General features: G+C 42.3%; 17 protein-coding genes, 9 tRNA genes and 2 rRNA genes. 1 reads left to right on the top strand and 27 read right to left on the bottom strand.

The genetic code is table 11. The features are described from left to right. Positions 1-27 precede the first annotated feature (27 nt). The 15 genes from gucD to sigW form a co-directional block, all read right to left on the bottom strand. Positions 28-1,473 (bottom strand): alpha-ketoglutaric semialdehyde dehydrogenase GucD, encoded by a 1,446-nt coding sequence (gene gucD / locus KHA95_RS18390; RefSeq protein ID WP_249317080.1) that lies wholly within the window; start codon positions 1,471-1,473, stop codon positions 28-30. Between the two features lie 40 nt (positions 1,474-1,513). Further along, positions 1,514-2,335, bottom strand: coding sequence for a carbohydrate ABC transporter permease (locus KHA95_RS18385; protein WP_213139022.1), 822 nt, complete (start codon positions 2,333-2,335; stop codon positions 1,514-1,516). Beyond that, positions 2,332-3,300, bottom strand: a complete 969-nt coding sequence (locus tag KHA95_RS18380) for a carbohydrate ABC transporter permease (RefSeq protein WP_249317078.1) — start codon at positions 3,298-3,300, stop codon at positions 2,332-2,334. Before KHA95_RS18380 ends, KHA95_RS18385 begins: the two co-directional genes overlap by 4 nt. 108 nt (positions 3,301-3,408) lie before the next feature. Continuing rightward, positions 3,409-4,713 carry an extracellular solute-binding protein gene (locus KHA95_RS18375; protein WP_213139326.1) on the bottom strand — a complete coding sequence of 435 codons (1,305 nt, stop codon included), beginning with the start codon at positions 4,711-4,713 and terminating at the stop codon, positions 3,409-3,411. A 253-nt stretch (positions 4,714-4,966) separates the two neighbouring features. Further along, positions 4,967-6,064, bottom strand: coding sequence for a Gfo/Idh/MocA family protein (locus KHA95_RS18370; protein ID WP_213139021.1), 1,098 nt, complete (start codon positions 6,062-6,064; stop codon positions 4,967-4,969). Between the two features lie 24 nt (positions 6,065-6,088). Further along, entirely contained in the window at positions 6,089-6,826 is a 738-nt protein-coding gene (locus KHA95_RS18365) for a ThuA domain-containing protein (protein WP_213139020.1), read from the bottom strand. Positions 6,827-6,846: 20 nt separating this feature from the next. After that, entirely contained in the window at positions 6,847-8,007 is a 1,161-nt protein-coding gene (locus KHA95_RS18360; RefSeq protein ID WP_213139019.1) for a Gfo/Idh/MocA family protein, read from the bottom strand. After that, entirely contained in the window at positions 8,004-9,044 is a 1,041-nt protein-coding gene (locus KHA95_RS18355) for a LacI family DNA-binding transcriptional regulator (RefSeq protein WP_213139018.1), read from the bottom strand. Before KHA95_RS18355 ends, KHA95_RS18360 begins: the two co-directional genes overlap by 4 nt. A 158-nt stretch (positions 9,045-9,202) precedes the next feature. Then, complete coding sequence (locus KHA95_RS18350) at positions 9,203-10,114, bottom strand: phosphotransferase family protein (RefSeq protein ID WP_213139017.1); 912 nt, start codon at positions 10,112-10,114, stop codon at positions 9,203-9,205. A 67-nt stretch (positions 10,115-10,181) separates the two neighbouring features. Beyond that, positions 10,182-10,520, bottom strand: coding sequence for an ASCH domain-containing protein (locus KHA95_RS18345; RefSeq protein ID WP_213139016.1), 339 nt, complete (start codon positions 10,518-10,520; stop codon positions 10,182-10,184). A gap of 167 nt (positions 10,521-10,687) precedes the next feature. Further along, positions 10,688-12,037 (bottom strand): phosphoglucosamine mutase, encoded by a 1,350-nt coding sequence (gene glmM, locus KHA95_RS18340; protein ID WP_213139015.1) that lies wholly within the window; start codon positions 12,035-12,037, stop codon positions 10,688-10,690. 37 nt (positions 12,038-12,074) lie between these two features. Beyond that, positions 12,075-13,316 carry a CdaR family protein gene (locus tag KHA95_RS18335; RefSeq protein WP_213139014.1) on the bottom strand — a complete coding sequence of 414 codons (1,242 nt, stop codon included), beginning with the start codon at positions 13,314-13,316 and terminating at the stop codon, positions 12,075-12,077. Next, the gene (cdaA, locus tag KHA95_RS18330) at positions 13,309-14,139 is read right to left on the bottom strand and encodes a diadenylate cyclase CdaA (protein ID WP_213139013.1); all 831 of its coding nucleotides are present in this window, start codon (positions 14,137-14,139) and stop codon (positions 13,309-13,311) included. Before cdaA ends, KHA95_RS18335 begins: the two co-directional genes overlap by 8 nt. A 153-nt stretch (positions 14,140-14,292) precedes the next feature. Beyond that, on the bottom strand, positions 14,293-14,892 hold the full coding sequence (locus KHA95_RS18325; protein WP_213139325.1) for an anti-sigma factor family protein: 600 nt from the start codon (positions 14,890-14,892) through the stop codon (positions 14,293-14,295). A gap of 38 nt (positions 14,893-14,930) precedes the next feature. Further along, the gene (gene sigW / locus KHA95_RS18320) at positions 14,931-15,494 is read right to left on the bottom strand and encodes an RNA polymerase sigma factor SigW (protein ID WP_213139012.1); all 564 of its coding nucleotides are present in this window, start codon (positions 15,492-15,494) and stop codon (positions 14,931-14,933) included. 178 nt (positions 15,495-15,672) lie between these two features. Between sigW and KHA95_RS18315 the strand changes: the two genes are divergently transcribed. Continuing rightward, entirely contained in the window at positions 15,673-15,834 is a 162-nt protein-coding gene (locus KHA95_RS18315) for an aspartyl-phosphate phosphatase Spo0E family protein (protein WP_213139011.1), read from the top strand. A 25-nt stretch (positions 15,835-15,859) separates the two neighbouring features. On the opposite strand, the gene rocF is transcribed toward KHA95_RS18315, so the two are convergent. The 12 genes from rocF to KHA95_RS18255 form a co-directional block, all read right to left on the bottom strand. Then, on the bottom strand, positions 15,860-16,759 hold the full coding sequence (rocF, locus tag KHA95_RS18310; RefSeq protein ID WP_213139010.1) for an arginase: 900 nt from the start codon (positions 16,757-16,759) through the stop codon (positions 15,860-15,862). Positions 16,760-16,892: 133 nt separating this feature from the next. Further along, positions 16,893-16,968: transfer RNA gene (locus KHA95_RS18305), tRNA-Ala, on the bottom strand. 75 nt (positions 16,969-17,043) lie between these two features. Then, positions 17,044-17,116: transfer RNA gene (locus KHA95_RS18300), tRNA-Lys, on the bottom strand. Between the two features lie 2 nt (positions 17,117-17,118). After that, a tRNA-Gln gene (locus tag KHA95_RS18295) sits at positions 17,119-17,193 on the bottom strand. Between the two features lie 64 nt (positions 17,194-17,257). Beyond that, a tRNA-Tyr gene (locus KHA95_RS18290) sits at positions 17,258-17,342 on the bottom strand. 23 nt (positions 17,343-17,365) lie between these two features. After that, positions 17,366-17,441: transfer RNA gene (locus KHA95_RS18285), tRNA-Thr, on the bottom strand. Between the two features lie 9 nt (positions 17,442-17,450). Continuing rightward, positions 17,451-17,526, bottom strand: a tRNA-Val gene (locus KHA95_RS18280). Between the two features lie 37 nt (positions 17,527-17,563). Next, positions 17,564-17,638 (bottom strand) — tRNA-Glu (locus KHA95_RS18275). A 30-nt stretch (positions 17,639-17,668) separates the two neighbouring features. Next, positions 17,669-17,741 (bottom strand) — tRNA-Thr (locus KHA95_RS18270). A gap of 1 nt (position 17,742) precedes the next feature. Continuing rightward, a tRNA-Asn gene (locus KHA95_RS18265) sits at positions 17,743-17,817 on the bottom strand. Positions 17,818-17,866: 49 nt separating this feature from the next. Then, positions 17,867-17,982, bottom strand: a 5S ribosomal RNA gene (gene rrf, locus KHA95_RS18260). Positions 17,983-18,088: 106 nt separating this feature from the next. Beyond that, positions 18,089-21,020, bottom strand: a 23S ribosomal RNA gene (locus tag KHA95_RS18255).

The following is a 21,020-nucleotide window of genomic DNA, read 5'->3' as shown; positions in this document are numbered from 1 at the left end:
ATTACTAAAGGTAGCGCATCCGCTCATTTACCCTTTAATAAATACTGTTTTCACATTTGTATAAAACTCAATTGCCGCTTGTCCCTGTTCACGAGAATGCGAGCTTGATTGCTTCATTCCTCCAAATGGCGCCTGAAGTTCAACCCCAGCCGTTTCCGCGTTCACCCTTACAAGACCAGCATCGACATCATCGATAAACGCTAACATCGCTCCAATATTCTCCGTATATATAGAGGCACTTAATCCAAATTTAGTATCATTTGCTAATGCAAATGCCTCCTCTAAATTATCAAAACTAATAAGCGCAATGACTGGACCAAATATCTCTTCTTGAGCAATTTGCATTTGGCTATCAACTTCGTCAAAAATAGTTGGCTCTACATAAAAGCCTTGATCATATGAAGGACCTTGCAATCGACTTCCACCATAAATCAATTTCGCACCTTCACTCTTCCCTTTTTCAATATAAGACAATACTCCTTCCATTTGTCCTTCAGAAGAACAAGGCCCCATCCAGATTCCGTCATTTAAACCATTGCCAATTTTGATCTCTTTAAGGGCAGATAGCAGCTTGTCTACAAACGCAGCTTTTATACTGCTATGTACAAGCACCCTGCTTGTTGCCGTACATTTTTGACCAGTAGAGCGAAATGCACCGCTAATTGTCCCCTCAACTGCTTTAGATAAATCAGCATCTTCAGCAATAATGACAGGATTTTTCCCGCCCATTTCAAGCTGATATTTTTTCCCTGTTTTGACCGAACCAAGTGCAATTTGATGACCTACCTCATCTGAGCCAGTAAATGAAATACCGGCAATAGCAGGATGCTCAACAATGCCTTGGCCAATCACACTGCCGGAACCGATGATCATATTCACGACACCTTTCGGAATACCAGCCTCATAGAAGCACGCAATCACTTTTGCAGCAGTAATTGCCGTTTCAGATGCGGGTTTAATTACAACTGTGTTCCCATAAATTAGTGCGGGCGCCATTTTCCATATAGGAATTGCAACTGGGAAATTCCACGGTGTAATAATGCCAACCACTCCTAATGGTGCACGTTTTGTAAACATCAATGCCTCACTATCTGTCGACGGGATGACATCACCTACTTTCCTCATTCCTTCGCCTGCATAATAACGTAAAATCGCTATTCCTCGTGCAGTTTCTCCCTTTGCCTCAGGTAATGTTTTTCCCATTTCCTTCGTCATCGTTATCGCAATATCATCAAGCCTTTCCTCCATCAAATCGGCTACTTTATATAAGTAATCTCCCCTCGCAGCGCCCGAAAGCTTACTCCACTTCGCCTTCGCCTCTGTTGCAGCCTGAACTGCTTCATCAAGGTCCGCCAATGTTGAAACTGGGGCATTCCCAACTACATCCATCGTCGCGGGATTGATAATTGGCTTTAATTCTCCTGATCCAGATGCTCTCCAAACACCATCCACATAATTTGTATACGTTTCCATATATAAAACTCCTTTTCTATCAATCATTGGGAATACAAATTTATCCCTTTACGGAACCTGCGGAAAGTCCCTTTACTACTTTTTCCTGACCAATAAAATAAACAATTAGAAGCGGCAGGCTTGCCAACGTTAAGGCAGCCATCATACCCGGAATATTCACAGAAAATTCCCCGTAAAACTCCCTTAAACCAAGCGGTAAAGTCATAGATTTCTCACTTTGAAGCAATATCAATGCAAAAATAAATTCATTCCAAGTGTGAATGAAATTATAGATAAAAACGGTGGAAATGGCTGGCGTCAATAAAGGGAATAAGATGACCCAAAAAATGCTAAAATGTCCACAGCCATCGATTCGAGCCGCTTCAATTAGTTCGTTCGGAATTTCCTTCATAAATTGAACAAAAATAACGATCGAAACAGGAAGAGCAAACGCAATATATGGTCCCAAAAGTCCCCATAAAGAATTATAAAGCCCTAATTTTTGTGTTAATACGTAAATCGGAATTAATGTCGAATGAACTGGGATCATCATCCCTACTAAAAACAACATAAAGACCGGCTTACTCAGCTTAAATTTGATCCTTGCTAATGGATAACTAGCTAACGACGCAAAAATGACGACTAAAATAACGGTGGAAACGGAGACAATTATACTGTTCATAAAATAAGTAAAAAATGTCCCATTTAATATATTGGTGAAGTTTTCAATATTCAAAGATGCCGGCAGCTTCCATGGACTTTGTAAAAATTCAAATTGATCCTTAAAAGCCGTGTTGATCATAAAGAAGAAAGGGAGACCTGTAAACAGTAGAAAAATGATTGCAATTATATAAGTAGGAATGCCTCTCCATTTTTGGATCATGCTACATCTCCCCTTTTTCTTATATTATCCAAACCTAATACGGCTAGGGTAATGATTAGAGCAATGATAAACATACCGAAAGAGACCGCACTGCCATAACCCATATTAAAGTTAGTGAATGCTTGCTTATACATATAAGTAGCCATTAATTCAGTTGAATTATTTGGGCCTCCATTTGTCATAACATAAATTAAATCAAAGTATTTTAGCGAACCAATAATTGCCAATATAGATGATGTAACAATCGTTGGCATTAATAAAGGCAATGTGACATGAATAAAATTTTGCCACTTATTCGCTCCATCTATTTTCGCTGCTTCATATAATTCATCAGGAATACCTACGATAGATGCCCTGAATAAAATCATATAAAACGGTGCAAATTGCCAGCTGATTACAGCAACGACCGACCACAATGCTGTATCACTTTCCCCTAACCAGCCTCGTTGCCAAGAGTCCAGGCCCAATAGGGATAAAAAATGATTAACCAAACCGAAATTAGGATCTAGAATGAAAATAAACAATAGGCCAATTGCTACCGTTGACATTAAGAATGGCATAAAATATACCGTTCTAAATAGACGAATTCCCCTAATTGGTGCAAATAATAATAATGCCATGATCAACCCTAACGGTATCTGCGTGAGTACGGAAGTAGCGACAAGAATTAAATTATTAGTGAGTGATTTCCAAAATACGCCGTCATTCATTAATTGAACATAATTGGCAAGACCAATAAAATCAGATGCTGCTTCAATTCCCGACCATTTAAACATGCTATAAAAAAAGGTCATGAAAATTGAATATACGACGTATACTAGATATACAATTAATGCGGGTGCAAGAAAAAAAGTAATAATTGTCCCATCTTCCCATTTTCTCTTTACGGACGCTTTTATAGGACGTACTGTATCCTGCTGATGTAACCCAACTGTCAACTTCATATCACGGTTAATTTCCTTCAAAGGCTACTCCCCATCCTTTCGTGGAGAAGCGGATTATCTTCCAACTAACCCGCTTCCTGTTGTAATAAACAAGGTTTATATTAATATTCAATAAGCTGCTTTTTTTAGCTATTTCAAGATTTCCTTCGCTTTCTTCTCCATTGCATCTGCCGCTTCCTGAGGAGTCATTTCTAAACCAAAAATGGCCTGTGTTGTATCTTTATGAAGCTCTCCAAGCTCAGGTGGCAATGTTTGATCGTAAAAAGTTTGCATACTATTTGCATTGCTTAGAAGATCATTTACCTTTTGAATAAATTCATCCTTAATTTCTACTCCTTTAACGGCTGGGATTTTCCCTCCATTATCGGTTGCATCCTGAGCCGTTTCTAAACTCGTTAATTCCTTTACAAGCTCAACAGCTAAATCAGGATTTGCACTTTTTGCTGCAACTGAGAAAACTGGAGACACCCCACCAACGACGTTAGTCGGATCACCTTTTCCACCTTCAATTGCTGGAAAATTAAAAATATCTATTTTCTTTTCAAAGTCTTTTGGAGCTTCAGATCGTAAATTATTAATAAAGCCTGTCGTTTGTAAAATCATTGCAGCCTGCTCAGAATAAATTAATTGACGTGATTGCCCTGTATCATAATTTAAACCATTAAATCCATTTGGAAATGCCTTTTTCTCAACGAGTTCTTGAATCATTTCTCCAGCTTTTACATACACTGGATCGTCAAATCCACGCCCTTCACGACCAAATGCATTATTGAATAACTCATTTCCCGCAAGACGGTCCGCAAAATACATTAAATAGAACGCACCCGGCCATTTTGACTGGTTAGCAATCGCAAATGGAATCACCTTATTTTCATTTAACGTGTCAATGATCGTCAATAACTCATCATATGTTGTGGGTGGTGTTAAATTGTATTTTTCGAAAATATCCTTATTGTAATAAACTGGAACACCAGACAAGGCTAGCGGTGCACCAAAGACCTTTTCATCAAATGTAGCAGGGCTAATAGCAGCTGGAATATAATTGTCGGCATCAATTTTATCGGTTAACTCCAGCACTTGTCCGGCATCAGAAAATTGCTTTAACCAACCTCCACCCCAACTGTGAAACACATCAGGCGGATTGCCACCACCCATCGCAACAACTAGATTTGTTTTATATGGGTCATTTTCAACTTGTACCACTTCAACGCTTACACCCTCATGCTTGTCCTCAAACCGTTTAACCGCGTTCTCCAAAACGGTTACATTGTTTCCTGTTTCAATATGCCATAATGTTAATTTCTTCTCCTCACCGCCGCTTTTTCCACCACTCGACTCAGTTGATCCCCCTGTGGAATTTTTCCCACCATTACAAGCTACTAAAATACTAAAACATAGAATAGAAATGATAGTTAAAACGAGTTTTTTATTCATCACTGTCCCCTCTCCCCATTTTACTAAGGTTTATTGTAAGCGTTACCAAGACATTTTAAAAAATTATATGATAATCACATTCCCCCCTCCAGAAATAGATTCCAGTTACATAGATAAAAGGCTCATATTTAACGAGTTTTAGTACATCAAATAGTACCATGTTCATGTACGCGTGTACAGTGGGAATATTCAAAATTCTCCAGCGAGGAAAGTAAGGATGAAGAGCCGCCTGTACTTCATCCTCACTATACGCCTATATCTTTTCTTCTAATTTGTTCATTAAAGGTGCGGGGGTATCGCATGTACTTTCCATTACATAATATTTTCCACTTTCAGAGGCATCATGAAAACCATGCATAGCCTCCAAGACGTGGTAAGCAAGCTCACCATTGGCGCGGTGGGTTTTGCCATTTATGATCGCTTCTGCCATATCTGCAACACCAAGACCCCTGCTATTTTGCACATAGCCGTGAGTTAATGGAATGTCCGTAAAATCTTCCTCCCCCTTTTTGCGAAGCTTCACTGGACCACCAAAGGTGTTTGGATTAGGGACAAGCAATGTCCCCTCGCTTCCATACAGTTCAATGAACGGGAGTGTTGATCCACCAAAAATATCGAAGCTTGTTGTAATCGTTCCAATTGCACCGGATGCAAAATCAATCGTCCCGGAAATATGGGTTGCACATTGTACTTGTATCTTTTCCCCCGCTTTTGGCTGACTGATGATCGTTCTCTCCGGATAGCTTATTCGAGCGGACCCTGATAAGCGATTGATTGGTCCAAGCAAGGAGATGAGTGCTGTTAAATAATACGGCCCCATGTCAAACATTGGTCCTCCGCCCACATCATAGTAAAATCCAGGATCTGGATGCCAATGCTCATGACCACGCGACATCATGAAAGCAGATGCACCGATTGGCGTTCCAATTGCGCCGTTTTTCACCAAATGAATTGCCGTTTGAATGCCGGCACCTAAAAATGTATCTGGTGCACTTCCAACATACAATCCCTTTTCTGCAGCTATTTGAAGAATTCTTTGTCCTTCTTCTCTTGTAACTGCTAATGGCTTCTCACAGTATACATGCTTACCTGCTTGGAGTGCCTGTATGCTAATTTCAGCATGCGCCTTCGGTATCGTTAAGTTAATCACTAAAACAATTTGTGGATCAGCAAGCAATTCCTCTACTGTATACGCATGGCAAATTGAATACTTTTCCGCCTGAGCTTGTGCTCTCTGTATGTCCAAATCAGCACATGCCACCAAATCAAGATACTCAAACTTCGGACAGTTTTCCATATATATGGAACTAATGTTTCCACATCCTATGATCCCTACTTTTAGCTTTTCCATAGTCGCTTCCTCCGAACTTTTCCCTTATTGGCTATCTCCCATACCTGTATATGACCTAGCATTGCCTGATGCTGCGACTGCTTCATTTGTTCCGTAAAGCGATTTTCCTTCAGCCGTCCAAAGGAAACCTCTCCGCATAATTTTTCTTACTTCTGGCATGTCAACAATATTTGCCTTATGACCTAATGAACTGTAAAATACACGACCTACTCCCCATCTTTTTGTCCAAACAACAGGCATATCAACAGGTGTATTTGTCGAATGCGGACCTTCTACAACGGGAAATCTTGTAGTCGCCAATACTTCTACTGCTGGGTCAAAGTGTAAGTAATATTGCTCACTCACTACTTTAAAGTCACTTAGTCCTTCAAGAAGCGGACTAGTCGAATGTTTAATGTTCACCATGTATTCCACTCCATCATTTCCAGGGTGGGCAACCCAATTCCCTCCAGTCATAAACTGCCAGTCCACATTATTACGGAAGGAATCGCACATCCCTCCGTGACAACCAGCAATGCCAACACCACTCACAACTGCTTCAGAAATATTTAATACATACTTCTTTTCAATTTGCCCCATCGTCCAATGCGGAATGATTAGATCTAATGATTTTAACTTTTCTACGTCTGCATATGAATCTAGCGAATTGGATACTTCTACCTCAAAATTTTCCTCTTTCAGAATCCCTTTGAAAATTTGAGCAATTTGTTCCGGCTCATGGCCGTCCCAACCACCCCAAACGATTAATGCCTTTTTACTCATCTCTCTCACTCTCCTCAGATCTATAAATCAGCGACTTTTATCCATTGTCGCTTTTCAATCGAAAGATCCACCGCTTCTAATACTTGCTGACATTTCACGCCATCTTCAAAGTTCGGAACAGGCATACGTTCCTCTTGAAACGCTTCCATTAATTCAACTGTCGCATGAATAAATGTATGTTCATATCCGATCGTATGCCCCGCTGGCCACCATACGTCAGAATAAGCATGAGCAGCATCTGTCGCAAGGACACGTCGGAACCCTTGAACATCATCTTTATCATCAACAAAATACACTTGAAGCTCATTTAAGCGCTCAAAATCGAAGATCACGCTTCCTTTACTGCCGTTAATTTCAAATGAATTTGTACTTCTATGGCCTGATGCGAATCTCGTAGCTTCAAAGCTTCCTAGGGCACCATTTTCAAAGCGGGCTAAAAACAATGTTGCATCATCAACTGTGACGGCTCCTTTTCCAGCATTCTTCTCACTTGAAGCTGTTAGCCCTCTCATATTTTCCGAAATCGGCCTTTCTTTAATAAACGTTTCACTCATCCCGATCACTTCTTTTATATCGCCAAGTAAATAATGGGCCATATCGATAAGATGTGCTCCAAGATCCCCGTGTGAACCTGAGCCGGCAATTTCCTTTTGTAACCGCCATGCAAGCGGGAATTCAGGATCAACAAGCCAATCTTGTAAAAACCAAGCACGGAAATGGTAAATATCTCCGAGCCGCCCTTCATCGATTAATTTCTTAGCAAGCATAACAGCCGGTGTAAAACGATAATTAAATCCAATCATATGCTTTACTCCTGCCGCTTTTACTGCTTCTAGCATTTCACGAGAATCTTCGAGTGTGAGCGCTAACGGTTTCTCACAAAAAACATGCTTGCCTGCTTTTGCGGCAGCAATCGCAATTTCTTTATGCACATTGCTTGGAGCATTGATATCAATGACATCAATATCATCCCGCTCGACAAGTTCGCGCCAATCCGTTGTATACTCCTCCCAACCGAATTGCTGAGCAGCATTCTTGATCGCTTCGGGATTGCGTCCACAAATCACCTTTTTTACCGGGTGAATATGATCTGGGAAAAATAATGGTAAATCGTGGTATGCATGGCTATGAGCCTTACCCATAAATTTATATCCAACCATACCAATATTTAGTTTCTTCACTTGTCTATCTCCTTCCTCATAATTGAATTCCTCGCAATAAAAGTGACTGGCAACTGCTCATGAATAGTAAGCTTAGACGAATCGTTTGAAATGAGTTGAAAAACTGCATTCGCCGCTTTTATCCCCATTTCAAATAGTGGAACTCTCACGGAACTTAATTGTGGTTCCGTCATGCTCGCTATGTCTGAATCATCACAGCCTATAAGTGAGTAATCTCGACCTGCCCGAAAACCTTGCTCATTTAACCCTTGCATTAAACCTATCGCCATTCGATCATTTGCCACGAAAACAGCATCTATTTCTGCAATGATTTGTCCAATTTTTTCAGCAGCTTGATATCCACTCGTCCGACTATAATTTCCTGTGAAAATCCATTCCGAACTCCATCCCAGATCATAGGTCTGCATCGCCGTCTTAAATCCTTCCAACCGATCCAAACTATTGGAAAATTCAAGTGGTCCGTTTAAAAAAGCAATTTTTTCATGACCGGTTTTTATTAAATGAGATATCGCTTGAAAGCTTCCATCACGATGATCCGCATCAATCGAATGAAATTCATACCCATCAAACCGTTGATTAATCAAACAATATGGGAGCTTCAATTCATGAAGTTGTTCAATTGCCCCTTTGTCTCTCGGAACATTTTTCGAACCAAGAATAATACAGCCGTCGACTTTCTGGGTATGAAATAATGTCACATAATCAATCGGTTCATGTGGTGAGTAGAATAACAAAAGCAATCCGTAATCCATCTCAGCAAGCCGCATCCCAATCCCGCTTAAAATCTCCGAAAAGTAATAGGTGGAGAACATTCTTACCTTAGGTAGTGATGGGACAAGCACACCAATATTTCCACTTTTCCCCCTTGCAAAACTTTGAGCGATGGCGTTCGGTTGGTAATTCAATTGCTTTGCCGCTTCTAACACTTTACGCTTCGTTTCCTCACGCAATGGAGCAACATTATTAAACACCCGGGATACCGTCGCTTCTGAAACACCCGCTAATGCAGCAACATCTTTTCTTTTCGCTTTTGACATTTCCTCACCTCATAGTTATGTACACGTGTACATTCTCCCATGAAAAAAATCAAATGTCAAACTATTTTTAAAAATCAGGTGATGGGAGGGGCACTTTTTTGTATCAGGTGGGATTTGTAAGCTGTTAGACGATTTCTAAGCGGCTTTTCCCGATATACCTACCTCGCCTTTAACACACTAACCAAATACGCTTCTAAGCGCTCCCTTACGATCGCATCTGTTAGCCCGGTCACTCCCAATTCGATCCAACCTGGGAATACTTCAGGCGGGTCAAAAAGAATATCAATAATAGATAACAAATCCCAATATGGATCGTATGAAAAAGAAGCGCTAGCATGTTTTTCATACGCAGATAAAAAATGGTCGGCCACTTGAACACCGTGTAGCATTGCTAAATTTAATCGACAATGCCCAACATCAATCCCAGCAGGACCTCGGCACGCATTCACCCAATCGACAACTCCGCTGACCGAATGATGTAACCAGAGAACATTGGCTGGGTGGTAATCTCGATGAATGAATGTATTCCTCACCTCCGGCCGCGGGCCTTTCACGATCCGAAAGGCATCTTTCCACTCTTTTGTTAAGGATGACCAGTTTGGAATTTCCAGAGCAGCTAGATCTTTGTATGTATAATAGCTCCATGCGAACTCATCTGCATCTTGTTGATGAATATTCACCAACGTTTGCGCCAGTTCATTTGTCCAGTTATGGGTATTTTCAGGCTCCAAAACGACCGTCCCTTCAAGCATTGACATAAGGACAGCAGGAACACCAGCCTCTCTTCCTATTTCATCAAAAGCAATTAACTGTGGAGTCTCTAGCTTGGTGTGACTTGCCAAACGTAAACTTTCGGCTTCATGTAAAGCTAAATCAGGTTCTTCCTCAAGCCACTGCTTATTTGTAAACTGTCGCAGAACAACATCAAACGTTTCTCCACCCGATTGTAAAGTTAGCTGATGTACAAGTGAGGAAGTACCACCAAACAGTCTTTGAATTGAACAGATCGAAGCTTCTTCACCAACAGAATGCAGCACCCAATTTTCCAACTGCACTGATAATGCTCGCATCGCTTCCCATCCTTTCCCTAAATTAAAACTGGTGAAGAAATATTATTTTTCTTCACCAGTCATCTAATTAAGCACGTGCGAATTCATGCACCCATACTTTCATTTTTGGCACCCAAGGCATGCCTGGATGCATCGCTAAAATTGCTTCTTTGTAATCTGTGACATTACCATACCCTTCCTGCTTCGCATCCTCATCCGTTAATTCTCCGAGCTCCTGAACATACACTCGCTTAACAACGAAATCATACCCTTGAAGCGTCATTACTTCACCAACATCAGCGTACCTTCCATTGCGGCGCGTGGCTGTCTTTTGCCCACTCAATACTTTTTCAACATCTTCAGAAACTGTAACAAGCCGTTCAATCGAACAAGTCTTTGGCGGTAAATTAGAATTTTCATATGTCATCGTAAAAAAATCTCCTTACTCATTTTATAAAAACCTTATGCTCTAACTCGAATGATCTCCTATTTAAAGCTGTCTATATGGACCCAGCTTCCATACATAAAAATACCAAGCACACCCCAGGCCAACATCCATCGACATCTTTTGGGTAGTGCCTGGCACATGTTATTCTATTCCTGCAACCCCATTTCAGCCTGTACAACGACCGCGATGCGATTTACATATTCTTCACATTGTTCTTTTGTTGCAGCTTCACACATGACACGAACGAGTGGTTCCGTTCCTGATGGGCGAACGAGAATTCGACCGTTTCCATTCATTTCGGCTTCGACTTCGTCGATGATTTCTTTCACCTTTTCGTTGTCGGTTACGTGATATTTATCAGTTACTCTAATGTTAACAAGTTTTTGTGGGTATTTTTTCATGCCTTTGGCAAGTTCAGAAAGCGGCTTACCTGTGTGCTTCATAATATTCACAAGTTGAAGACCAGTTAATAAGCCGTCACCTGTTGTATTATAATCAAGGAAAATAATATGTCCTGATTGTTCTCCTCCCAAATTATACCCATTTGCCTTCATTTCCTCGACAACATATCGATCACCTACCGCCGTTTGGGCGCTTTTAATTCCGAGTTCCTCAAGGCCTTTATAATAGCCGAGATTGCTCATGACAGTAGATACGACTGTTGATTGCTTTAATCTTCCTTCCTCCTTCAAATGCCTACCACAAATGTAAAGGATTTGGTCACCGTCAACGATATCGCCGTTTTCATCAATCGCAATGAGCCTATCTCCATCACCATCAAAAGCTAGTCCAACATCAGCGCCTTTTTCTTTTACAAGAGAAGCCAATGCTTCTGGATGTGTTGAACCAACACCCTCATTAATATTTAATCCGTTCGGCGTTGCTCCCATTGTTGTGATATCTGCTTCCAAATCCGCGAATAAGTGAGTAGCAAGCGATGAAGTCGCACCGTGGGCACAATCCAAAGCTACGTGTATACCAGAGAAATCCTCATCAACCGTTTGCTTTAAAAATTGTAAATATTTTTGTCCACCTTCAAAATAATCATTTACAAGACCTAGATCTGCACCAACGGGTCTCGGTAATTGATCATCACTTTCGTCAAGCAACGCTTCGATTTCGTCCTCTTGTTCATCTGATAGTTTGAATCCGTCTGGCCCAAAAAACTTAATCCCATTATCAGCTACTGGATTATGAGATGCCGAGATCATTACTCCCGCATGGGCTCCCAACACTTTTGTTAAAAACGATACTCCTGGAGTAGAGATTACTCCTAAGCGCATGACTTCCGCTCCAATTGAGAGCAATCCGGCCACGAGAGCACCTTCAAGCATATGTCCGGAGATACGGGTATCTCGACCGATGATGACCTTTGGGCGCTCCGCATTTTTAGTTAACACATATCCACCAAACCGCCCTAACTTAAATGCCAATTCAGGCGTTAGTTCCGCATTTGCTACCCCTCGTACTCCATCCGTTCCAAAGTATTTACCCATTTTACTAAATCGCTCCTTCTTCAAACAATGTCTTATTCTAGACAGCTTCTTTTTCTATTAATCGAATTTTTGCTACTTTTACAGATAACTCATATTTCAGATCACCTAGTCCGGTCACTTCCAGACTAACCTCATGTTCACCTTGCCCAAGACCCTCCGCATTGAAGAAAACATGAAGGTCGTCTTTGTTGATTTTTTCAAGCTCTTCCTTTAGCCCTGTCACCGTAATCGATGCAATGCCATCTGTTGGTGACACAAACTCCAGATCGAGCCCTTGATCCAATCCCTTGCTCTCCAAGCTTAAATCAGAGATTGTTGACTCTTGCTCCTTTTTTTCCGCAACGATTTTTACAGTAATTGTTTCAGGCGTTAGTTTATTTACTCCTGACGGAGCTTTAACGGGAACTTCTATTTCTGTATCTTCCGTAATCCCACTCACATCAACATTCACTTCAATCTCGTTAATCGACTGAAGAATTTCGGTGCGACCAAAAATAACGACTTCAGGTGTATTTGTACTTACAGTAATAATCTCAATATCACTAGGAGGTGTGCCCGTTCGATTAATTTTAACAGGAACATTTTTTCTTGGATTGGTCACCGGTATTGTCACCAAAACAGATGACGGTTCCACAATTACATCCAGCTTATTTAAATCTTGATCAAGTACGGTCACAAGTGCCTCTTTCTTAATCGTGTCATTGATTAACCCACTTGTATCAATTGTTGCTTTCACATAAGTCACCTTATCAATGACATCTTTCGCACCTGTTATTTTCACTGTTTTCGGCTTTATTTCTGGCTTTTCAGCTTCAAATCCTTCGGCTAAAATTCCCCGATTGAACTCTGCCTCAACTTTAAATTCCTCGGTTACTCTTTCTTGCAAGGTAATATCTACATATTGCGGTTCAATCGTAACCTTTAATTTTTCAGACACATCTTTATACAAAATCGGTACACGATGTTTTCCGATTTCAACATCTGACAAATCAATATACACGCTAAAATCCCTTTGTCTCTTTGTCGCTTCGACAAATCTTCGTTGCCCTTCAATTTTTACATCAACCGATTGTGGCACACCTGATACGACTAAATTTTCCGTATCATAAATGATTTCCAAAGGAACATCGGTAATCGTATCCATATCATTCGATTCCATTCCATTTGGAGTTGTTCTCGATTCCTTGTTCATTAAATCATTTGCAGTAAAAAATAAGAGAAGAGCAAGTAGCAATGCTATCAATCGCATAAACCATGGGCTTTCCATAAACTTATCCATTCTTTGCCTTCTCCTTTCTTTTCCAAAATGATGAAGAAGACTGCTTACCTTTATTTTCAATAAGAAGTTCTTTTTCTAAAAGCTTTTCGAACTCATCATTGGATAAATCTCGATAAAGCTCACCGTTTTGTGTAACGGATACATGGCCAGTTTCTTCTGAAACAATGATCGTTAAGCTATCAGTTACTTCACTAATCCCTAGAGCCGCCCGGTGCCGCGTCCCCAATTCTTTGGAGATAAACGGACTTTCCGATAAAGGCAAATAACATGCAGCTGCGGCAATTTGGTTTTTCTGAATGATTACAGCCCCATCATGTAATGGAGTATTCGGTATAAAAATATTAATCAAAAGCTCTGGAGTTAAATTAGAATGGAGTGGGATTCCAGTTTCTATGTAATCCCCCATACCTGTTTCCCTTTCCACAGAGATTAAAGCACCGATCCGCCGTTTTGCCATATAAGCGACCGCCTCCACGATGGAATCCACTCTTTGTTTACGCTCCTCATCTTCATGAATGCTCGTTCTAGCAAATATTTTCCCACGACCAAGCTGCTCTAGCGTCCGCCTTAATTCAGGTTGAAAGATGATAATAATCGCAAGAAACCCCCAAGTAATGACGGTTTCCATCATCATCCCTAACGTATTTAAATGGAAGAAGTCACTTAAAAACCAGATGATAATAATGACAAATATTCCTTTTAAAAGTTGGACAGCCTTTGTACCACGAATGAGCATAATTAATTTATAAATAACAAACCAAACGAGGAAAATATCCACTATGCTGGACAAATAGTCCATAATGGTAAAATCTGCAAACGGCATATTCTTTCCTCCACTAATTTTTTCAATATAGCTTGTTCTCATTTTTTTCTATTTTAAATAACTTCATCATTATATCATATTTTTTTATTTGCGAGTAAAGCCAGACTTGAAAAGGACAGATGCCAAGCATCTGCCCTTAAGTATTCTCCGGAATTACTTTTCGTCAAATAAAAGGATGATTTTCTTCCCACCTGCTTTTATTTTATACCAAAACCACTCAAACATCTCATTAATTTCTTCAATATCCCCTGTTACATTTCCTGCCGTAGCCAAATAACGTTCACCATTTATAATGGTAACATTTCCATGTACTTCGCCCTCTATACGTAAATTACCGTTTTTTACAGTAATATCTCCCTCAACAATCTTTCCTTCTGGAACAATTACTGTTCCATTTTCAACAACGAGATTCTCTTGCATTGTGACAGAAAATTTTTGATCATCATTCCAGACATTAAACATACTGCCTGCCATTAATATAAGAAATAATGAAGCTGCTGCAAGCAAAGGATGATGGCGGAACCATCTCTTTATACTGACACTGCTTTTTTCCTTCGGTAATCGAGCCATAACGTTAGCGGTAAAGCCATTAGGAACTTCAATATGAGAAGTGCTTTTAATGTTAGCAATTGTTCTTTTAAGTTCCTGAAAGTGTTTTTGGCAATCTGGGCAGCTTTGCAAATGTTCTTTCAACACTTGTTCATTTCTCTGCGACAAGTCATTATCGAAATAATCTTGCATATAGAGAATCATCTCTTCAGGACATGCCTTCAATTTCCTTCTCACCTTTCCTACAAATTGTGTAGCTGCTTACGCAAAGCTTCACGTCCACGATGGATACGCGTTTTCACGGTTCCAAGTGGAATTTCTAACACTTCTCCGATCTCTTTTAACGATAACTCATCAATATATCGCAAAACGATAACCGCCCTATATTTATCTGGCAGTTTTAATATTTCCCTTTGTACCATCTCCTGTGTCTCCAGTGTTTCCACTTCTGAATCAGGCGTTTTCCCTTCTGCCGCGATTTGAGAATACATCGTTAGCCCGTCTGTTCCAGCTACTTCTGCATCAAGGAAATAATCAGGTTTCTTTTTCCTAATTCGATCGATGCATAGATTTGTAGCAATTCGATATAGCCACGTAGAAAATTTCCGCTTTTGGTTAAAGCTGTGAATATTAACATAAGCTCTAACAAATGCCTCCTGAGCTATATCTTCTGCCTCATGACGATTTCCCAACATCCGGTAACTTAAATGAAAGATCTTATCTTTATAAATTTCTACAATCTCTCCAAAAGCTTCCTGATCCCCACGCAGCACCTGTTTAATTCTTTGATTGACAATCGCATCCATTCTTTCTACCTCCCGCTCTATGCGGTTATCCATTCTTACGTATGTAAAAGAAAAAGGTTTCATTAAAACATAAATAAAAGCATACCTCTCTATATTAACAAAGATTACAACAATTGGTTTATATTTTTCAAAAATGGGAAATACAATAAATAAAGACTTGTCAGGAGGCTTGTCACTTATGACCGCAGATGATTTGTTAATAAAAATCGAAGAAAATAGAAAAAACATGATCGAATTGGGGTTGTCATCCTCATTTATTGATGAACGAGTAATCAATATTAGCAATCAATTGGACAAACTATTATATAAATATCAGACAATTATCACAAAAAAGCAGTAGTTCTATAAAATCAGAACTGCTGCTTTTATAATAATTTCTCCCCTAAAAGCGACCCCATTAAAGCGACTGCTACTTCCGCAGTTTTATTTTTCTCATCCAAAATTGGGTTTACTTCTACGAATTCAGCTGACGTAATAAGTTCAGATTCCGCAAGCATCTCCATCGCCAAATGACTTTCTCGATAACTTATACCACCAAGGACAGGTGTGCCAACCCCTGGGGCATCGAGTGGATCTAATCCATCTAAATCAAGCGATAAATGAACTCCATCTGTTCGTTCTTTTAAATAATGAATCGTTTCTTCTATTACCTTTGTCATTCCAAGTCGATCAATTTCATGCATCGTATATACTTTTATATTTTGTTCTTGAATAAGCCTCTTTTCCCCTTCATCGAAATCCCTTGCGCCAATAATCACAACATTTTCAGGCCTTATCTTCGGCTGATATCCTCCCAAATTCGTTAAAGAAGTTGCCCCAAAGCCAAGACTAGCGGCTAAAGACATACCATGAATATTGCCCGATGGAGTTGTGTCTACCGTATTTAAATCGCCATGAGCATCAAACCAAATGACCCCAAGATTTTTATAGTGCTTCGCTATTCCTGCAAGTGTTCCGATCGCAATGCTATGATCCCCTCCCAATATTAATGGAAAGGAGCCTTCTTTTACAATTTGATCGACTTTATTTGCAAGCTGCTCGTTTGCCCGGACAATGACTTCAGCATGTCTTAGCTTGTCATTTGAAACCTGATTAGCTTCAGAACGGTCAATCACAACATCTCCGTCATCCTCAATTTCATACTGGAGCTTTTCCAAGCGCTCGATCACCCCAGCATAGCGAATTGCACTCGGCCCCATATCAACGCCGCGTCTCATTTGCCCATAATCCAACGGCATTCCGATAACAGTCAGTCTTTTTTTCATCCCTTTTCCCCCTCGCATCATATATTACCGAATTAATGGATATGACTCAACTCAACTATTTTTTGAATATTTATGCAAGTAGTAATAAAAGAAAACTCCGTTCAAAATATGAACGGAGTGATTTTATGTAATTTGGTGGAGCCTAGCGGGATCGAACCGCTGACCTCCTGCGTGCAAGGCAGGCGCTCTCCCAGCTGAGCTAAGGCCCCTAAATTTAAAACAAAATGCAAAGAAGTCTTGATATATCAAGACAACCAATAATCACTTACATTTAATTACAATAATGAGCCATGCAGGATTCGAACCTGCGACCCTCTGATTAAAAGTCAGATGCTCTACCGACTGAGCTAATGGCTCAATGGCTGGGCTAGCTGGATTCGAACCAACGAATGACGGAGTCAAAGTCCGTTGCCTTACCGCTTGGCTATAGCCCATTGATGAATTAACATATTATGTATAATACCCTTCAATCAGAGATGTATGCATAAATAGTATAAATGGTGGTGGGGGACGGATTCGAACCGCCGAACCCGGAGGGAGCGGATTTACAGTCCGCCGCGTTTAGCCACTTCGCTACCCCACCGTTTTTTCATAAAAAAACAAACCTGGTGCCGGCCAGAGGACTTGAACCCCCAACCTACTGATTACAAGTCAGTTGCTCTACCAATTGAGCTAGGCCGGCATATTTATATGGTGGAGGATGACGGGATCGAACCGCCGACCCTCTGCTTGTAAGGCAGATGCTCTCCCAGCTGAGCTAATCCTCCATTGAAAATAAATTACTTCCTTTTAATCAAAAAAAAATGGTGACCCCTACGGGATTCGAACCCGTGTTACCGCCGTGAAAGGGCGGTGTCTTAACCGCTTGACCAAGGGGCCATTATTAGTATGTATAAAGATGTTCCTGGAAGCTTCCAACCGGGATCGAACCGGTGACCTCTTCCTTACCATGGAAGCACTCTACCTACTGAGCTATGGAAGCATGGCTCCGCAGGTAGGATTCGAACCTACGACCGATCGGTTAACAGCCGATAGCTCTACCACTGAGCTACTGCGGAATGAGTGATTTAAGATTATCGTACAACCAACCAAGTTTGCTTTTTATTTGCCTGGCAACGTCCTACTCTTGCAGGGGGAGTCCCCCAACTACCATCGGCGCTGAAGAGCTTAACTGCCGTGTTCGAGATGGGAACGGGTGTGACCTCTTCGCTATCGTCACCAGACAAATTACTAAGACAAGTTTTATTATAATCATTTTTTGCTTTTTTTCAAGGGTTTTTATTCATTCCCTCAAAACTAGATAAATGAGAAGGTAAACCATGTAATAAATTGATTAAGTCCTCGATCGATTAGTATCCGTCAGCTCCATGTGTCACCACACTTCCACACCGGACCTATCAACCTGATCATCTTTCAGGGATCTTACTAGCTTGCGCTATGGGAAATCTCATCTTGAGGGGGGCTTCATGCTTAGATGCTTTCAGCACTTATCCCGTCCGCACATAGCTACCCAGCGATGCTCCTGGCGGAACAACTGGTACACCAGCGGTGCGTCCATCCCGGTCCTCTCGTACTAAGGACAGCTCCTCTCAAATTTCCTGCGCCCACGACGGATAGGGACCGAACTGTCTCACGACGTTCTGAACCCAGCTCGCGTACCGCTTTAATGGGCGAACAGCCCAACCCTTGGGACCGACTACAGCCCCAGGATGCGATGAGCCGACATCGAGGTGCCAAACCTCCCCGTCGATGTGAACTCTTGGGGGAGATAAGCCTGTTATCCCCGGGGTAGCTTTTATCCGTTGAGCGATGGCCCTTCCATGCGGAACCACCGGATCACTAAGCCCGACTTTCGTCCCTGCTCGACTTGTAGGTCTCGCAGTCAAGCTCCCTTGTGCCTTTACACTCTGCGAATGATTTCCAACCATTCTGAGGGAACCTTTGGGCGCCTCCGTTACATTTTAGGAGGCGACCGCCCCAGTCAAACTGCCTGCCAGACACTGTCTCCCAGCCGGATCACGGCTGCGGGTTAGAATGTCAATACAGCAAGGGTAGTATCCCACCAATGCCTCCACCGAAGCTGGCGCTCCGGTTTCCAAGGCTCCTACCTATCCTGTACAAGCTGCACCAACATTCAATATCAGGCTGCAGTAAAGCTCCACGGGGTCTTTCCGTCCTGTCGCGGGTAACCTGCATCTTCACAGGTACTATAATTTCACCGAGTCTCTCGTTGAGACAGTGCCCAGATCGTTGCGCCTTTCGTGCGGGTCGGAACTTACCCGACAAGGAATTTCGCTACCTTAGGACCGTTATAGTTACGGCCGCCGTTTACTGGGGCTTCAATTCGCACCTTCGACCGAAGTCTAAGCGCTCCTCTTAACCTTCCAGCACCGGGCAGGCGTCAGCCCCTATACTTCGCCTTACGGCTTCGCAGAGACCTGTGTTTTTGCTAAACAGTCGCCTGGGCCTATTCACTGCGGCTTCCGCAAGCTTTCACTCGCGGGAGCACCCCTTCTCCCGAAGTTACGGGGTCATTTTGCCGAGTTCCTTAACGAGAGTTCTCTCGATCACCTTAGGATTCTCTCCTCGCCTACCTGTGTCGGTTTGCGGTACGGGCACCCATTTCCTCGCTAGAGGCTTTTCTTGGCAGTGTGGAATCAGGAACTTCGGTACTATATTTCCCTCGCCATCACAGTTCAGCCTTAGGAGTAAGGATTTGCCTCACTCCCAGCCTACCTGCTTGGACGCGCTAATCCAGCAGCGCGCTTACCCTATCCTCCTGCGTCCCCCCATTACTCAAACGGAAATTAGGTGGTACAGGAATATCAACCTGTTGTCCATCGCCTACGCCTTTCGGCCTCGGCTTAGGCCCCGACTAACCCTGAGCGGACGAGCCTTCCTCAGGAAACCTTAGGCATTCGGTGGAAGGGATTCTCACCCTTCTTTCGCTACTCATACCGGCATTCTCACTTCTAAGCGCTCCACCAGTCCTTACGATCTGGCTTCACAGCCCTTAGAACGCTCTCCTACCATTGACACCAGAAGGTGTCAATCCGCAGCTTCGGTGATACGTTTAGCCCCGGTACATTTTCGGCGCAGAGTCACTCGACCAGTGAGCTATTACGCACTCTTTAAATGGTGGCTGCTTCTAAGCCAACATCCTGGTTGTCTAAGCAACTCCACATCCTTTTCCACTTAACGTATACTTTGGGACCTTAGCTGGCGGTCTGGGTTGTTTCCCTCTCGACTACGGATCTTATCACTCGCAGTCTGACTCCCAAGGACAAGTAATTGGCATTCGGAGTTTGTCTGAATTCGGTAACCCGATGAGGGCCCCTAGTCCAAACAGTGCTCTACCTCCAACACTCTTACCTTGAGGCTAGCCCTAAAGCTATTTCGGAGAGAACCAGCTATCTCCAGGTTCGATTGGAATTTCACCGCTACCCACACCTCATCCCCGCACTTTTCAACGTACGTGGGTTCGGGCCTCCAGTAAGTGTTACCTTACCTTCACCCTGGACATGGGTAGATCACCTGGTTTCGGGTCTGCGACCTCATACTTATTCGCCCTATTCAGACTCGCTTTCGCTGCGGCTCCGTCTCTTCAACTTAACCTTGCATGAAATCGCAACTCGCCGGTTCATTCTACAAAAGGCACGCCATCACACATGAATGTGCTCTGACTACTTGTAGGCACACGGTTTCAGGATCTTTTTCACTCCCCTTCCGGGGTGCTTTTCACCTTTCCCTCACGGTACTGGTTCACTATCGGTCACTAGGGAGTATTTAGCCTTGGGAGATGGTCCTCCCTGCTTCCGACGGGATTTCACGTGTCCCGCCGTACTCAGGATCCACTCTGGAGGGAACGAAGTTTCGAATACAGGGCTGTTACCTTCTCTGGCGGGTCTTTCCAGACCGCTTCATCTACTTCGTTCCTTTGTAACTCCGTGTAGAGTGTCCTACAACCCCAAGAGGCAAGCCTCTTGGTTTGGGCTCTTCCCGTTTCGCTCGCCGCTACTTAGGGAATCGATGTTTCTTTCTCTTCCTCCGGGTACTTAGATGTTTCAGTTCCCCGGGTCTGCCTTCCATTTCCTATGTATTCAGAAATGGATACTACTCCATTACGAGCAGTGGGTTTCCCCATTCGGAAATCTCCGGATCAACGCTTGCTTACAGCTCCCCGAAGCATATCGGTGTTAGTCCCGTCCTTCATCGGCTCCTAGTGCCAAGGCATCCGCCGTGCGCCCTTATTAACTTAATC

The sequence above is a fragment of the Bacillus sp. FJAT-50079 genome (genome assembly GCF_018343515.1).
Classification (GTDB): Bacteria; Bacillota; Bacilli; order Bacillales; family Bacillaceae_C; genus Lederbergia.
Note: the sequence above shows the minus strand (reverse complement) of the source record. Positions and strands in the feature narration are given on the sequence as shown.

Coding starts and splice junctions, on each gene's coding strand:
- gucD (WP_249317080.1), bottom strand. CDS start 1,473: ATGGAAACGTATACAAATTATGTGGATGGTGTTTGGAGAGCATCTGGA.
- KHA95_RS18385 (WP_213139022.1), bottom strand. CDS start 2,335: ATGATCCAAAAATGGAGAGGCATTCCTACTTATATAATTGCAATCATT.
- KHA95_RS18375 (WP_213139326.1), bottom strand. CDS start 4,713: ATGAATAAAAAACTCGTTTTAACTATCATTTCTATTCTATGTTTTAGT.
- KHA95_RS18370 (WP_213139021.1), bottom strand. CDS start 6,064: ATGGAAAAGCTAAAAGTAGGGATCATAGGATGTGGAAACATTAGTTCC.
- KHA95_RS18365 (WP_213139020.1), bottom strand. CDS start 6,826: ATGAGTAAAAAGGCATTAATCGTTTGGGGTGGTTGGGACGGCCATGAG.
- KHA95_RS18355 (WP_213139018.1), bottom strand. CDS start 9,044: ATGTCAAAAGCGAAAAGAAAAGATGTTGCTGCATTAGCGGGTGTTTCA.
- KHA95_RS18350 (WP_213139017.1), bottom strand. CDS start 10,114: ATGCGAGCATTATCAGTGCAGTTGGAAAATTGGGTGCTGCATTCTGTT.
- KHA95_RS18345 (WP_213139016.1), bottom strand. CDS start 10,520: ATGACATATGAAAATTCTAATTTACCGCCAAAGACTTGTTCGATTGAA.
- glmM (WP_213139015.1), bottom strand. CDS start 12,037: ATGGGTAAATACTTTGGAACGGATGGAGTACGAGGGGTAGCAAATGCG.
- KHA95_RS18335 (WP_213139014.1), bottom strand. CDS start 13,316: ATGGATAAGTTTATGGAAAGCCCATGGTTTATGCGATTGATAGCATTG.
- cdaA (WP_213139013.1), bottom strand. CDS start 14,139: ATGCCGTTTGCAGATTTTACCATTATGGACTATTTGTCCAGCATAGTG.
- KHA95_RS18325 (WP_213139325.1), bottom strand. CDS start 14,892: ATGATTCTCTATATGCAAGATTATTTCGATAATGACTTGTCGCAGAGA.
- sigW (WP_213139012.1), bottom strand. CDS start 15,494: ATGGATGCGATTGTCAATCAAAGAATTAAACAGGTGCTGCGTGGGGAT.
- KHA95_RS18315 (WP_213139011.1), top strand. CDS start 15,673: ATGACCGCAGATGATTTGTTAATAAAAATCGAAGAAAATAGAAAAAAC.
- rocF (WP_213139010.1), bottom strand. CDS start 16,759: ATGAAAAAAAGACTGACTGTTATCGGAATGCCGTTGGATTATGGGCAA.